Annotated in this window: 12 protein-coding genes and 6 tRNA genes; 17 read left to right on the top strand and 1 reads right to left on the bottom strand. The window is 51.0% G+C overall.

Annotated elements, in window-relative coordinates; translation table 11 throughout:
* The first annotated feature begins 82 nt into the window (after positions 1-82).
* The 8 genes from GA565_RS19250 to GA565_RS19285 all read left to right on the top strand — a co-directional run bounded on the left by GA565_RS19250 (position 83) and on the right by GA565_RS19285 (position 3,784).
* The gene (locus tag GA565_RS19250; protein WP_152200154.1) at positions 83-835 is read left to right on the top strand and encodes an HAD-IIA family hydrolase; all 753 of its coding nucleotides are present in this window, start codon (positions 83-85) and stop codon (positions 833-835) included.
* Positions 836-1,183: 348 nt separating this feature from the next.
* Positions 1,184-2,848 (top strand): asparagine synthase B, encoded by a 1,665-nt coding sequence (gene asnB, locus GA565_RS19255; RefSeq protein WP_152200155.1) that lies wholly within the window; start codon positions 1,184-1,186, stop codon positions 2,846-2,848.
* Between the two features lie 218 nt (positions 2,849-3,066).
* A tRNA-Met gene (locus tag GA565_RS19260) sits at positions 3,067-3,143 on the top strand.
* 14 nt (positions 3,144-3,157) lie between these two features.
* A tRNA-Leu gene (locus GA565_RS19265) sits at positions 3,158-3,242 on the top strand.
* A gap of 20 nt (positions 3,243-3,262) precedes the next feature.
* Positions 3,263-3,337: transfer RNA gene (locus GA565_RS19270), tRNA-Gln, on the top strand.
* A 68-nt stretch (positions 3,338-3,405) separates the two neighbouring features.
* Positions 3,406-3,480: transfer RNA gene (locus GA565_RS19275), tRNA-Gln, on the top strand.
* A gap of 92 nt (positions 3,481-3,572) precedes the next feature.
* Positions 3,573-3,649 (top strand) — tRNA-Met (locus GA565_RS19280).
* A gap of 60 nt (positions 3,650-3,709) precedes the next feature.
* Positions 3,710-3,784 (top strand) — tRNA-Gln (locus tag GA565_RS19285).
* Between the two features lie 133 nt (positions 3,785-3,917).
* On the opposite strand, the gene ubiF is transcribed toward GA565_RS19285, so the two are convergent.
* Positions 3,918-5,132: a 3-demethoxyubiquinol 3-hydroxylase gene (gene ubiF, locus GA565_RS19290; RefSeq protein ID WP_152200157.1), complete on the bottom strand. Its 1,215-nt coding sequence runs from the start codon at positions 5,130-5,132 to the stop codon at positions 3,918-3,920.
* Between the two features lie 312 nt (positions 5,133-5,444).
* Between ubiF and miaB the strand changes: the two genes are divergently transcribed.
* The 9 genes from miaB (at position 5,445) to GA565_RS19335 (ending at position 15,028) form a co-directional block, all read left to right on the top strand.
* On the top strand, positions 5,445-6,869 hold the full coding sequence (miaB, locus tag GA565_RS19295; RefSeq protein ID WP_152200159.1) for a tRNA (N6-isopentenyl adenosine(37)-C2)-methylthiotransferase MiaB: 1,425 nt from the start codon (positions 5,445-5,447) through the stop codon (positions 6,867-6,869).
* Between the two features lie 195 nt (positions 6,870-7,064).
* Entirely contained in the window at positions 7,065-8,135 is a 1,071-nt protein-coding gene (locus GA565_RS19300) for a PhoH family protein (protein WP_152200160.1), read from the top strand.
* Positions 8,132-8,602, top strand: coding sequence for an rRNA maturation RNase YbeY (gene ybeY, locus GA565_RS19305; RefSeq protein ID WP_152200162.1), 471 nt, complete (start codon positions 8,132-8,134; stop codon positions 8,600-8,602). The genes GA565_RS19300 and ybeY overlap by 4 nt, the downstream gene beginning before the upstream one ends.
* 147 nt (positions 8,603-8,749) lie before the next feature.
* A complete protein-coding gene (corC, locus tag GA565_RS19310; RefSeq protein ID WP_152200164.1) occupies positions 8,750-9,628 on the top strand; it encodes a CNNM family magnesium/cobalt transport protein CorC in 879 nt (292 codons plus the stop codon).
* 138 nt (positions 9,629-9,766) lie between these two features.
* Positions 9,767-11,290, top strand: a complete 1,524-nt coding sequence (gene lnt / locus GA565_RS19315) for an apolipoprotein N-acyltransferase (RefSeq protein WP_152200165.1) — start codon at positions 9,767-9,769, stop codon at positions 11,288-11,290.
* A 487-nt stretch (positions 11,291-11,777) separates the two neighbouring features.
* Entirely contained in the window at positions 11,778-12,674 is an 897-nt protein-coding gene (locus tag GA565_RS19320) for an amino acid ABC transporter substrate-binding protein (RefSeq protein ID WP_152200167.1), read from the top strand.
* 210 nt (positions 12,675-12,884) lie between these two features.
* Entirely contained in the window at positions 12,885-13,625 is a 741-nt protein-coding gene (locus GA565_RS19325; protein ID WP_055777184.1) for an amino acid ABC transporter permease, read from the top strand.
* A 3-nt stretch (positions 13,626-13,628) separates the two neighbouring features.
* The gene (gltK, locus tag GA565_RS19330; protein WP_055777182.1) at positions 13,629-14,306 is read left to right on the top strand and encodes a glutamate/aspartate ABC transporter permease GltK; all 678 of its coding nucleotides are present in this window, start codon (positions 13,629-13,631) and stop codon (positions 14,304-14,306) included.
* A complete protein-coding gene (locus tag GA565_RS19335) occupies positions 14,303-15,028 on the top strand; it encodes an amino acid ABC transporter ATP-binding protein (RefSeq protein ID WP_055777179.1) in 726 nt (241 codons plus the stop codon). The genes gltK and GA565_RS19335 overlap by 4 nt, the downstream gene beginning before the upstream one ends.
* The last annotated feature ends 54 nt before the right edge of the window (positions 15,029-15,082 follow it).

The following is a 15,082-nucleotide window of genomic DNA, read 5'->3' on the forward strand; positions in this document are numbered from 1 at the left end:
TGCCCCGTTGTCTTAAAGACCGCGGGTGTCTACCCGTTGCATAAATGATGCAAAAGTCTGGCCGTGAAAAGAATAGGTTAACATGACAATTAAAAATGTAATTTGTGATATCGACGGCGTACTGCTGCATGACAACACGCCGGTTCCCGGTGCTGATCTTTTTCTGGCGCGCATTCAGGAACAGAAAATGCCGCTGGTGATCCTCACCAACTACCCTTCGCAGACGGCGCAAGACCTGTCCAATCGTTTTGCCTCGGCCGGATTAGACGTGCCCGAAAGCGCCTTTTTTACCTCGGCGATGGCGACCGCCGATTTCCTGAAACGTCAGGAAGGTAAAAAGGCCTACGTGATTGGCGAAGGAGCCCTCATCCACGAACTGTATAATGCCGGATTTACGATTACCGACATTAATCCTGATTTCGTTATCGTCGGCGAAACGCGGTCATATAACTGGGACATGATGCATAAAGCAGCCTACTTTGTGGCCAATGGCGCACGTTTTATTGCTACCAACCCTGACTATCATGGCCACGGTTTTGTGCCCGCCTGTGGCGCGCTTTGTGCACCGATTGAAAAAATTACCGGCCGAAAGCCGTTCGTGGTCGGCAAGCCGAGCCCGTGGATAATCCGCTCGGCGCTCAATAAAATGCAGGCTCATTCTGAAGATACGGTGATCGTCGGTGACAACCTGCGCACCGATATTCTGGCCGGATTCCAGGCCGGGCTTGAAACTATTTTGGTGTTAACCGGCGTTTCAACGCTCAATGACGTTGAAAATATGCCGTTCCGCCCGAGCTATATTTATCCATCGGTCGCTGATATCGACATTATCTGATCCCTATCACTGAGTTTAAAAAACACGCCCGCCCTCAAAGCGGGCGTTTTTCATAAGCGATAATTTTCACTGCACTTTTTTAGCGCACCTTGCGTCAGGCTGCCATTTTTTGCCGATTCGACAATTAAAAGACTATAAAAATGACAATCCGCTAAGAAACGCAGAGGGTCAACCAACTATTTTTCATACAAACGCTAAATTGCTTGCAAAGGTTGCCGCTTTTACGCATTTTCATTATCAGAGACGCAGCGAAGTCCGCACTCATTTAAGGATTCGGCAACGCTGCCCAATAAACCTGGTAATGCACAACAACATCACCGCCTGAGAAAAGCCGTTAGGGAGAGTTATATGTGTTCTATATTTGGTGTGCTCGACATTAAAACCGATTCCGTCGAGCTGCGCAAAAAGGCGCTTGAGCTGTCACGCTTGATGCGCCACCGTGGTCCAGACTGGTCTGGCGTTTATGCCAGCGACAAAGCGATTCTTTGTCACGAGCGTCTGTCGATTGTTGATGTCAACAACGGCGCGCAGCCTCTGTACAACGAAGCACAAACTCACGTTCTGGCAGTTAACGGCGAAATTTACAACCATCAGGCGCTGCGTGCAGCCCTCGGTGAAAGCTACGCATTCCAGACCGAATCCGACTGCGAAGTCATCCTCGCGCTGTATCAGGAAAAAGGCCCAGCGTTTCTCGACGAACTGCAGGGAATGTTTGCCTTTATCCTTTATGACACCGAAAAAGATGCCTACCTGATTGGCCGTGACCATCTGGGCATTATCCCGCTTTATGTGGGGCACGACGAACACGGCAACATGTACGTGGCGTCAGAAATGAAATCACTGGTGCCGGTTTGCCGCAGCATTAAAGAGTTCCCGGCTGGCAGCTACCTGTGGAGCAAAGACGGTGAAATCGTTGAATACTACCAGCGAGACTGGTTCGAATTTGACAACGTTAAAGACAACGTCACTGACAAAGTCGAGCTGAAAGAAGCGCTGGAAGAAGCCGTTAAAAGCCACCTGATGTCCGACGTGCCTTACGGCGTACTGCTGTCAGGCGGCCTGGACTCTTCAATTATCTCCGCCGTGACCAAGAAATTTGCCGGTCGTCGTATTGAAGACAAAGATCAAAGCGAAGCCTGGTGGCCACAGCTGCACTCCTTCGCCGTGGGCCTGGAAGGTTCACCCGACCTGCGTGCTGCGCAAGAAGTAGCGAACCATTTAGGCACCGTGCACCATGAAATTCATTTCACCGTGCAGGAAGGCCTCGACGCAATCCGCGACGTGATTTATCACATCGAAACCTATGACGTGACCACCATTCGCGCGTCAACGCCAATGTACCTGATGTCGCGTAAAATCAAGGCGATGGGCATTAAAATGGTGTTGTCTGGCGAGGGTGCCGACGAAGTGTTTGGCGGCTATCTTTACTTCCATAAAGCGCCTAACGAGCTAGAGTTCCACGAAGAAACCGTACGTAAACTGCTGGCGCTGCACATGTATGACTGTGCGCGTGCCAACAAGGCAATGTCAGCATGGGGCGTGGAGGCACGCGTACCGTTCCTGGATAAAAAATTCCTCGACGTGGCGATGCGCATCAACCCAAAAGACAAAATGTGCGGCAACGGCAAAATGGAAAAACACATTCTGCGCGAATGTTTTGAGTCCTACCTGCCGAAAAGCGTGGCGTGGCGCCAGAAAGAGCAGTTCTCTGACGGTGTAGGCTATAGCTGGATTGATACCTTAAAAGAAGTGGCCGCGCAGCAGGTAACCGACCAACAGCTCGAAACTGCGCATTTCCGTTTCCCCTACAACACCCCAACCTCAAAAGAGGGGTATTTGTATCGCACAGTATTCGAAGAACTGTTCCCAATCCCAAGCGCGGCAGAATGCGTACCGGGTGGCCCAACTGTGGCCTGTTCTTCACCGAAAGCGGTCGAGTGGGACGAGTCATTTAAAAACATGAATGATCCATCAGGTCGTGCCGTAGGCGTTCACGCATCTGCCTATAAATAAGCAACAAGTTATCAATCTAACGGGCCTCAAGAGGCCCGTTTTTTTATGTTTAAATTAATTGAAAATACTATCTTTTGTTGAATTTATCGCCGGAGTGGTCATAACCTACACAAATGGACCCCGTCAGGACTTTTTTGGCAAAAAACTTGTTGACGCAAAACGGCCATATACGCATAATGCGCCCCGCAACGCCGATGAAGGTTGAGCAGAAAGAATACGGCTACGTAGCTCAGTTGGTTAGAGCACATCACTCATAATGATGGGGTCACAGGTTCGAATCCCGTCGTAGCCACCAATTCTTTCATGTTTGCGGGAGTGGCGAAATTGGTAGACGCACTAGATTTAGGTTCTAGCGCCGCAAGGTGTGCGAGTTCAAGTCTCGCCTCCCGCACCATTTCACTCGGTTTGCACGGATGGGGTATCGCCAAGCGGTAAGGCACTGGTTTTTGATACCAGCATTCCCAGGTTCGAATCCTGGTACCCCAGCCAATTTTTTTCACGGTCTTGTTATTCGGACAACACGGTGAAAATAAAAAAACAATTTAAAAGTAAAAAGATGGGGTATCGCCAAGCGGTAAGGCACTGGTTTTTGATACCAGCATACCCTGGTTCGAATCCAGGTACCCCAGCCACTTTTAACTTGTTAACTGTTTGAAATTTATTAGTTATAATGAATAACAACAGTAAAAAACAGCTTGCATTAACGATGTAGATAGTTAAAATTGGCTACGTAGCTCAGTTGGTTAGAGCACATCACTCATAATGATGGGGTCACAGGTTCGAATCCCGTCGTAGCCACCATTTTAGTCTTCGTGGTGATGAGTAAAGCGTTTGCAGTACGAATAAAGCAGTAAACACCATTGGGGTGTCGCCAAGCGGTAAGGCTCTGGTTTCTGATACCAGCATACCCAGGTTCGAATCCTGGCACCCCAGCCAAATTTAGAAAAGCTCGCTTCGGCGGGCTTTTTGCTTTTTAGCGTTTCATCATCAATGAATTTTTAGCCGATAAAAAAGGCAGTGAAGCCACTGCCCTTGTGCATTCAACTCCTCTGCCTTAACAAGTCGGCCCCTACAGGCCCAGTGCATACTCCAGCGCCTTCGATTTTAATTTGCCCGCGCGCTGCGCCGCCATCAGTGCCAGGTTACGTAACAGGCGAACCGGCGGCAGGCTGTTGCTAAACGCGGTATAAAACAAGTCCATGCCGCTTTGCATCATTAAATTATCAACCCTGCGGCGACGCTGATAGCGCTGCAGTACGCGCTCACTCCACCAGGCTTCACCTTTTTCATTGGCTACAGCCACTACGTCAAGCAGCGCTTCTACGTCACGATAGCCCAGATTGACCCCCTGCCCGGCCAGTGGATTAATGGTGTGAGCCGCATCGCCCACCAGAACCAGCCCCGATGACACATAGCGCTGGGCGTGACGGCGCACCAGTGGGAAAGACCCCGACGAAAGCGCCTTAATCGCCCCCAGACGAGCTGGGAAGGCCGCGGTAACCTCTCGAGTCAGTTGCTGCATGTTTAGCGACTGCAGGTGGCGGATACGCTGCGGGCTGTCATACCAGACTAGCGAGGCATGATTTCCCCACAGTGGCAGGAAAGCACGCGGTCCCGATGGGAAAAACTGTTGCCAAGTCACGTCCAAATCCTGTGACTGAGTCTCAACGTTAATCAACATGCAATTCTGGCGGTACTGCCAACCGTCGATGCCGATGCCTGCCTGCTGACGCACCAGAGAATTTGCACCGTCGGCGGCCACCACAAGACGCGCATTAAGCAGCTCGCCGCTCACCAACTCCAGCGACCAACTCTCATCGGTATTCTGCTGCAGTTTTTTGAGCTTGTCGGGACAAAACAGCGTCAGATTCTCAAACTGCTGCATTTGCTGCCATAGCGCGAGCTGCAGAACGCGGTTTTCCAGCATAAAACCCAGCTCGGATAAACCCAGAGAGTGCGCATCAAACAGCACCTCGGATCCAGGCTGTTCCCAAGTTTCTAGACGGCGATAGGGCGTATAACGCATGTGTTCAATCTGAGACCAAGCACCGAGCCTCTGCAACAGGCGAACCGAGGCACAACCAATGGCAGAGATCCGCAGATCAATCGGGTCGGCATTATCGAATAGCTGCGGTGCCTTATCTTCAATAACGGCCACCCGTAGCCCCTGCTGAGCAAATCCCACTGCCGTTGCTGCGCCGACCATCCCACCGCCGACCACGATGACTTCAAAGGGGTTCTGTGCCGTATTATTTTCGATGCTCATAGTTTCGACAGTATCCATCTCGCTCTTCGTTGTTTTTCGTTAAATGTTGATTCATACAAAACGCGCATTTTGCGAAGTGTACCGGATTTTTCACCCGTTATCAGGGCGCAACCTGATTTAGCGCACTAGCCACTCAGTTAATGTGGGATTACACTGTCTCCCCTAAGCTACACCGCCCGGTCCCCCGCATACTCATGCACCGGCTGTACTGCAGAGTCTATTCGCCACCACGACGTTAACTAAAAGATTGACCAATAGGCTCCTGGGCTGCATCCCCCAATTTAATTATAGGGATGTTTTGTTTAACGCTTTTTAAGTAATGGCATGCCGATGAAGAAAAAACTGCATATAAAAACCTGGGGCTGTCAGATGAATGAGTATGATTCATCTAAAATGGCAGACTTACTTAACAGCACGCACGGTTTTGAACTGACAGATAATGCCGAAGAGGCTGATGTGCTGCTGCTCAACACCTGTTCCATCCGGGAGAAGGCCCAAGAGAAGGTATTTCACCAGTTGGGTCGCTGGAAAATACTCAAAAAAGCCAATCCTGACTTGATCATCGGCGTTGGTGGCTGCGTGGCCTCGCAGGAAGGCAAACTGATCCGTCAGCGCGCCCACTACGTTGACATCGTTTTTGGACCACAAACGCTGCACCGACTGCCGGAAATGATTAATCACGTGCGCGGCAGTAAAAGCCCCATCGTTGACATCAGCTTTCCTGAAATCGAAAAATTCGATCGTTTGCCGGAGCCGCGCGCCGATGGCCCCACCGCGTTTGTCTCAATCATGGAAGGCTGTAACAAATACTGCAGCTTCTGCGTCGTGCCCTATACGCGCGGCGAGGAGGTCAGCCGCCCGAGCGATGACGTGCTGTTTGAAGTCGCTCAGCTTGCCGCGCAGGGCGTGCGTGAAGTCAATCTGTTGGGGCAGAACGTTAACGCCTATCGCGGCCCCGGCTTTGACGGCGAGATTTGCAGCTTTGCCGAACTGCTGCGTTTAGTGGCCAGCATTGACGGCATCGACCGGATTCGCTTCACCACCAGCCACCCAATTGAGTTCACCGACGACATCATCGAAGTTTACAAAGATACCCCAGAGCTGGTGAGTTTCCTGCATCTTCCCGTGCAGTGCGGCTCAGACCGCGTGTTGACTATGATGAAACGTGCGCATACCGTTTTGGAATACAAATCGACTCTGCGAAAAATTCTTAAGGCGCGTCCCGGTATCACCTTCAGCTCCGACTTTATTGTCGGTTTTCCTGGCGAGACCGATGAGGACCACCAGCAGACCATGAAACTGATAAGCGATGTCAACATGGACGTCAGCTACAGCTTCATCTATTCCGCCCGCCCCGGCACACCGGCGGCAGACATGGTGGACGATGTCAGTGACGAGGAGAAAAAGCAGCGTCTTTACCAACTGCAAGAACGAATCACCCAGCAGGCGATGCGTATCAGCCGCGCCATGATTGGCACCGTGCAGCGCGTTCTGGTTGAAGGAACTTCGCGCAAAGACATCATGGAGCTGACCGGCCGCACCGAGAATAATCGCGTGGTGAATTTCGAAGGGATGCCAGACATGATTGGAAAATTCGTTGATCTAGAAATCGTTGACGTGATGACCAACTCCCTGCGCGGAATTGTGGTGCGCACCGAAGATCAAATGGCGTTGCGCATGCATGAATCACCTCAGGCAATCATCACCCGCACTCGCAAAGAAAACGAGACCGGCGTTAGCATCTATCAGCCCTAATTTTTACCCTCTAGTGCATAAGGGCGCTGATGCGCCCTTTATTTTTACGAGATAGGCCGCATATTCTTTAGTACAGCACGTGAGGCACTGGGAATATTTTGCCAAGCGCATGTATTATTACTTTATAGAGCAGAAGTCAGAGAGAAACTGTCGAGACACACCTTCAACAGGTCCAGAGCGGCCCAGAGGAATAGTTTGAACGTTGTAACACAAGAGATTTTGCTGGAGCCGGAAGACAATCAGCGCTTGCTGAGTCTGTGCGGCCCGTTTGATGACAACATCAAACAACTGGAACGTCGGTTGGGCATAGAGATCAATCGTCGTGATAACGCCTTTAAACTGGTAGGTAAGAACCTGGTAGTAGAAGCCGCGGTAGACATTCTACGCGACCTGTACGTCGACACTGCCCCTTTGCGCGGCGAAACGCAGGACATTAATCCCGAGAAGATTCATCTGGCGATTAAAGAGAGCCGCGTACTGGAGCAAACTGCCGAGAGCGTGCCCGATTATGGCAAAGCGGTGATTATCAAAACCAAGCGCGGCATGATTAAACCGCGCACGCCGAATCAGGCGCAGTATATCGCTAATATTCTGGACCACGATATTACCTTTGGTATTGGCCCTGCTGGTACAGGTAAAACCTACCTGGCCGTTGCGGCAGCGGTCGATGCGCTGGAGCGCCAGGAAGTGCGTCGTATTATGCTGACCCGCCCCGCGGTCGAGGCCGGTGAAAAACTCGGTTTCCTGCCCGGTGACCTGAGCCAGAAAGTCGACCCATACCTGCGTCCGCTGTACGACGCACTGTTTGAAATGCTTGGCTTTGAAAAAGTCGAGAAGCTGATTGAGCGTAACGTGATCGAAGTTGCGCCGTTGGCCTACATGCGCGGCCGTACGCTCAACGATGCGTTTATCATTTTGGACGAAAGCCAGAACACCTCAATTGAACAGATGAAAATGTTCCTGACACGTATCGGCTTTAATTCCAAGGCGGTGATTACTGGCGACGTGACACAAATCGACCTGCCGCGTCACCAAAAGTCGGGCCTGCGGCACGCAATTGAAGTACTCTCTGGCGTTGAAGAGCTGAGCTTTAATTTCTTCCACAGCGAAGACGTTGTTCGTCATCCGGTCGTTGCGCGCATCGTTGTCGCCTATGAGGCCTGGGAAGAAGAAGACCAGAAACGCCGCGACGAGGTTGCCAAACAGCGCAAGCACGAATCACAGCAGTATACTGCCCAACCCACCCCGGAACAGAGCAATACATGAGTCATCAGGTTATTTTAGATTTACAGATTGCCAGTGAGAGCAGTGAAGGCTTACCGGCAGAAAGCGACTTCCAGCAGTGGCTGGAAGCCGTTCTTCCGCAATTTCAGGAAGAGTCGGAAGTGACTATCCGCATTGTCGACGAAGCGGAAAGCCAAGAGTTGAACATGACTTATCGCGGTAAAGACAAGTCCACCAACGTGCTCTCTTTTCCGTTTGAAGCCCCTCCGGGCATGGAACTTCCTCTGCTCGGTGACCTGGTTATCTGTCGGCAGGTGGTTGAGCTCGAAGCACGTGAGCAAAACAAGGCGCTTAATGCGCATTGGGCCCATATGGTTGTCCACGGTAGCCTGCATCTGCTAGGGTATGACCATATCGTTGATGAAGAAGCTGAAGAGATGGAAGCCATCGAGATTGAAATCATGCAATCTCTTGGTCATCCGGACCCTTATCTTTTACTTGATGAATAGTTATTTGACGCGTGCTCTTGCTCGACGAACGTAACTAAATGAGTTAGAAACACAGTAGTGCATCTCGACCCTTGTCATTGACGCTGCCGCGATGCCGTAACGTCAATGACTAACTTTTCCTTACTATGAGAATACCACCCCAACGCCATGAGCGATGACCACCCACAAAACAGCGACAGCCCCAGTCCCAAGAAGGGCTTCTTTTCCCTTATTCTCAGCCAGTTATTTCACGGTGAACCCAAAAACCGTGGCGATTTGGTTGAGCTGATCCGTGATTCCGAACAAAACGATCTGATCGACCCCGATACCCGTGACATGCTGGAAGGCGTGATGGATATCGCCGAGCAGCGCGTGCGCGACATCATGATCCCTCGTTCACAAATGATTACTCTAAAACGCAATCAGCCCATCGAAGAGTGCCTCGACGTCATTATCGAATCGGCTCACTCGCGTTTTCCAATCATCAGCGAGGATAAGGACCATATTGAAGGCATTTTAATGGCAAAAGATTTACTGCCATTTATGCGCACGGAATCAGAGCCGTTCAGCATTGATAAAGTGCTAAGAACCGCTGTGGTAGTGCCTGAAAGCAAGCGCGTTGACCGCATGCTGAAAGAGTTCCGCTCCCAGCGCTATCATATGGCCATTGTGGTTGACGAATTTGGTGGTGTTTCCGGTCTGGTAACCATTGAAGACATTCTTGAGCTGATCGTGGGTGAAATTGAAGACGAATACGATGACGAAGAAGACCTCGACATCCGCCAGCTCAGCCGACACACCTATACCGTTCGCGCACTCGCGCCTATCGAAGATTTCAATGAAGTGTTCAACACCAACTTCAGCGATGACGAAGTCGATACTATCGGCGGTTTGGTTATGCAGTCATTCGGGCACCTCCCGGCCCGCGGCGAAACTATCGACATTGACGGTTACTCATTCAAAGTTGCCATGGCCGATAGCCGCCGTATCATTCAGGTTCACGTAAAAATCCCGGACGATGCGCCGCAACCGAAACTGGAAGAATAATTTATTCATGGCAACAAGATTCTTATACCCAATAGATTTCGTGTCACAGGAAGGCGGTAAAGGAACGCATCCTCAGGAGCTTACCCAGGTAAGTAACTGGGGTAAGAGAGTGAAGCCAACGCATCTGTGGTGTGAAATATGATGGGTATGTATCAACGTCAGCGGGTGAGAGGCCTGCTGGCGATACTGTTTGGTGCCTGTGGCACACTCTCTTTCTCCCCCTATGATTTTTGGCCCGCGGCCATTATTTCGTTGTTTGGCCTGTTGCTGGTCACGCTTGACCGACGCCCAGGCCAGTCTGCGTTGCTGGGATTCTGCTGGGGTTTGGGGCTGTTTGGCAGCGGCGTTAACTGGGTTTATGTGAGTATCGCGACCTTTGGCGGTATGCCGGAAGCCGTAAACCTGTTTTTGGTCGCGCTGCTTGCGGTCTATCTGTCGCTCTACACCCTGCTATTTGCCGGCCTGCTGGCCAAGCTGTGGCCAAAAACCACCTGGTGGCGCCTGGCACTCGCCGCGCCCGCCCTGTGGCAGGTTACTGAGTTTTTACGTGGTTGGGTGCTTACCGGCTTCCCGTGGTTGCAGTTCGGTTATAGCCAGATCAATGGTCCGCTAAAAGGTCTGGCGCCGCTTGGCGGTGTTGAAACCATCACCTTTGTGATGATGTCGCTCAGCGGGTTGCTGGTTTATGCCCTGCATCAGCGCAAGGCTGTACCGGCAGTCATTGCGGCAGCTATGCTACTATTGCCCTGGCCGCTGCAGAAGATCCACTGGTTTACACCTCAGACTGACAAAACCGTCGACATTGCGATGGTGCAAGGAAATATTCCGCAGTCAATGAAGTGGGATCCGAAAGCGCTTATCTCAACGCTGCAGGCCTATCTCGACGAATCGCGTCCCTATCTCGGCAAGGCAAAAATCATAATTTGGCCTGAGTCGGCTATTCCGGATATCGAGTCAGACCAGCAGCAGTTCCTGACTATGATGGATGACCTGACTCGCTCGCATAACAGCCAGCTGATAACCGGCATTGTTGACTACCAGCGCACTCCAGCCGGTGCTAAAACATACAACAGCGTGATTGCTCTGGGCGGCCCCGAGCAGTATCGCTATCCGGATCCAAACCGTTACACCAAATATCACCTCGTGCCTTTCGGTGAGTTTGTGCCAATGGAAGAATTACTGCGTCCACTTGCGCCCTTCTTTGATTTGCCGATGTCCTCTTTCAGCCGCGGTAATTATATTCAGCCGCCGCTGCACGTAGCCGGGTTGAACTTCACTACTGCAATTTGCTATGAAATTGTGGAAGGTGAACAGGTGCGGGAGAACTTCCGTCCTGATACCAATTTACTGCTCACTGTCTCGAACGACGCCTGGTTTGGTCATTCAATTGGTCCGTGGCAGCACTTCCAGATGGCACGTATGCGGGCCGTTGAACTGGGTCGTCCGTTGTTGCGCAGTACTAACAATGGGGTCACCGGTGCCATTGACGCAGAAGGTAATGTGATTGCCGTCATACCGCAGTTCACCCGCCAAGTACTGGATGTTAAGGTTACGCCAACACAGGGCATCACGCCGTATGCAAGACTGGGCGTATGGCCGGTGTGGATCCTTACCCTGCTGTTTGCCATTGCCGCCTTTACATTGGGTCGCCGCAAAAACTAGTCCCTATACGCTATACAAACTCCTTATCAAGGGCACTTAACGGTGCCCTTGCCTGTTTTAAGTGCGGCATCATCCTTTGCCAAAATTCAGGCTCCAGTTCCCTCGCCTTTTCAGGATTTTTATTCACTCTGCTTAACACCACCGGCTTACGATAAATTCGGCTAATGTGCTCAACTGGCATGTATATTGCTACATCTTGTTGAAAGATATCTTATTTATAAACGTATATTGGCTCGCTGCATCGTTTTGACACATTTTGATGAATAAACGGTCACCATTACAGTGCAACAGCCGCTGGTTGCTTGGATTTGGTGCGCGCTTAGTCTCAAAAAAGAAACATAATGATTTCACATTGTTCACATTACGCTATCTTCTCATTGCAGAGATCGCTGTGAACTAAGCGGCGAGCGGGTTTACGAAAGATTTATTACCGGATTCATATTTGATCCTTCACGGAGGATCCATCACTAAGCAAAGGAGTTGGACCATGCAAATGCGCAAACTGGTGTTGTCGGTACTGCTGGCAAGTGTCGCCGCAAGTAGCCTAGCCCATGCCGAAGAACTGACTGGTACGCTGAAAAAAATTAAAGATAATGGCGTGATCGTTGTCGGCCACCGCGAATCTTCCGTGCCATTCTCTTATTACAACAATGAGCAAAAAGTGGTGGGTTACTCACAGGATTTTTCAAATGCCATCGTTGATGCCGTTAAGAAAAAGCTGAACGCGCCTAATTTACAGGTAAAAATGCTGCCGATTACTTCGCAGAACCGCATCCCGCTGCTGCAAAACGGCACTTACGATTTTGAGTGTGGTTCAACCACCAATAACGTTGAGCGTCAGCAACAGGCGGCCTTTTCAGACACTATCTTCGTGATCGGTACTCGCCTGCTGGTTAAGAAAGGCTCGCCGATTAAAGATTTCGAAGACCTGAAAGGCAAAACCGTGGTTGTCACTTCAGGAACGACGTCTGAAGTTCTGCTGCACAAGCTGAACGACGACAAAAAATTGGACATGAAAATCATCAGCACCAAAGACCACGGTGATTCATTCCGCACGCTGGAAACCGGTCGCGCCGCGGCCTTTATGATGGATGATGCCCTGCTGGCCGGCGAACGTGCTAAAGCCAAAAAACCTGATGACTGGGTCATTTTGGGTACGCCACAGTCGAAGGAAGCCTACGGCTGTATGCTGCGTAAAGACGATCCTGAGTTCAAGAAATTGGTTGATGACACCATCTCTACTGCCGAAACCTCAGGCGAAGCGACCAAATGGTTCGAAACCTGGTTCAAAAAACCTATTCCTCCAAAAAATCTGAACATGAACTTTGAACTGTCCGACGACATGAAAGCTTTGTTCAAAGCGCCTAATGACAAAGCGCTGTAACTCAACACTGAAGTATCCCCTGTGCCATCGGCTCTGCGGCTAGGCAAAGGGGAAGTGATGATGTCCTAGAGTACAGACAGGGACAGGAACCTGCGAAACAGCAGGGAGAATGCGGGGTGGTCGTTCCCCACCCCGCAATTCTTTTAAAAAGTGAAACACTCATCTGTAACGTCATCACTCGGCAAGGCAACACCATAATCGGAGTTTTTTATGTCTTCAGGCTGGAATTGGGGCATTTTTCTCGAACAGGCCCCGTTCGGTAATACCACGTATCTCGGCTGGATCTGGTCTGGTTTTCAGGTCACGATTGCACTTTCACTCTGCGCCTGGGTAATTGCATTTTTCATAGGCTCGGTGTTCGGTATTTTACGCACGGTGCCGAACCGTTTTCTCTCCACTCTTGGCACCTGTTACGTTGAGCTTTTCCGTAACGTACCGCTGATTGTGCAGTTCTTTATCTGGTATTTAGTGGTACCTGAGCTGCTGCCCGAAAATATCGGCATGTGGTTTAAACAGGATTTGGATCCAAACGTTCAATTCTTTGTCTCTTCCATGGTTTGCCTCGGCTTGTTCACCGCTGCCCGCGTTTGCGAGCAGGTGCGCGCCGCGATTCAATCTCTGCCAAGCGGCCAGCAGGCTGCCGGTTTGGCCATGGGTCTGACCCTGCCGCAAACCTATCGCTACGTCCTGCTGCCCAACGCCTATCGCGTCATTGTGCCGCCGTTGACTTCAGAGATGCTTAACCTGGTAAAAAACTCGGCGATTGCCTCCACCATCGGCTTGGTCGACATGGCGGCACAGGCGGGCAAACTGCTCGACTATTCCGCCCATGCCTACGAGTCTTTTGCCGCCATCACGCTGGCTTACGTCCTCATCAACGCGGTCATTATGCTTATCATGCAACAGGTTGAACGCAAGATTCGCCTGCCGGGCACAATGGGGAGCAAATAATTTATGTATCAATTTGACTGGAGTTCAGTAGTCCCCAGCCTGCCCTACCTGCTTAACGGCATGGTGATTACTCTCGAAATTACCGCTATTGCTATCGTCTTTGGCATCCTGTGGGGAACGCTGCTGGCGGTAATGCGCCTGTCGAGCTTCAAGCCTATCAGCTGGTTTGCGCGCATTTACGTTAACCTGTTCCGCGCCGTGCCGCTGGTTATGGTCCTGCTGTGGTTTTATCTGGTGGTGCCAAGTTTCCTGCAAAAAGTGCTCGGCCTGTCGCCAAAAACCGATATTCGTCTGATATCCGCGATGGTGGCCTTTGCGCTGTTCGAAGCGGCTTATTATTCCGAGATCATCCGCGCCGGTATTCAAAGTATTGCTCGCGGACAGTCTTCCGCCGCGCTGGCACTCGGTATGACCCACTGGCAGTCGATGCAGCTGATTATTTTGCCTCAGGCGTTTCGCGCCATGGTGCCGCTGCTGCTGACTCAGGCCATCGTATTATTCCAGGATACTTCGCTGGTGTACGTGTTGAGCCTGGCGGACTTCTTCCGCACGGCAACCAATATCGGCGAGCGTGACGGAACGCAGGTCGAAATGATCCTGTTTGCCGGATTTGTTTACTTTGTTATCAGCATCTCTGCCTCTTTGCTGGTGAGCTATTTGAAGAAAAGGACCCTTTCATGATTTCGCTGAAAAATGTCTCTAAGTGGTACGGTCACTTCCAGGTGCTGACCGATTGCAGTACTGAAGTTAAGAAAGGTGAAGTGGTGGTGGTCTGCGGTCCTTCTGGTTCAGGCAAATCAACGCTTATCAAAACCGTTAACGGGCTGGAGCCTATCCAGAAAGGCGAGATTCTGGTGAACGGTACGCCGGTTAATGATAAAAAAACCAACCTTGCCCAACTGCGTGCAAAAGTCGGCATGGTGTTCCAGCATTTTGAGCTGTTCCCCCACCTGTCGATCGTTGAAAACCTGACCCTGGCGCAGGTTAAAGTGTTGAAGCGTGATAAAGCCGCGGCCAGAGAAAAAGGCCTCAAACTTCTCGAGCGCGTTGGCCTTTCTGCGCACGCCAACAAGTTCCCCGGTCAGCTTTCTGGCGGACAGCAGCAGCGCGTGGCTATCGCCCGTGCGCTGTGCATGGATCCTATCGCCATGCTGTTTGATGAGCCGACCTCGGCGCTTGACCCGGAAATGATTAACGAAGTGCTCGACGTTATGGTCGAGCTTGCGAACGAAGGCATGACCATGATGGTGGTGACTCACGAGATGGGCTTTGCCCGCAAAGTGGCAAACCGCGTTATCTTTATGGATGAAGGAAAAATTGTTGAGGATCGTAATAAAGACGACTTCTTTAATAATCCAGAATCTGACCGCGCACGCGACTTCCTAGCCAAAATTTTACATTAATTCCCAATCGCCCCTATCATTGGCGCTACAGCACGTGCTGTAGCGCCAGGAAAG

Source organism: Rouxiella sp. S1S-2 (assembly GCF_009208105.1).
Taxonomy (GTDB): domain Bacteria; phylum Pseudomonadota; class Gammaproteobacteria; order Enterobacterales; family Enterobacteriaceae; genus Rouxiella.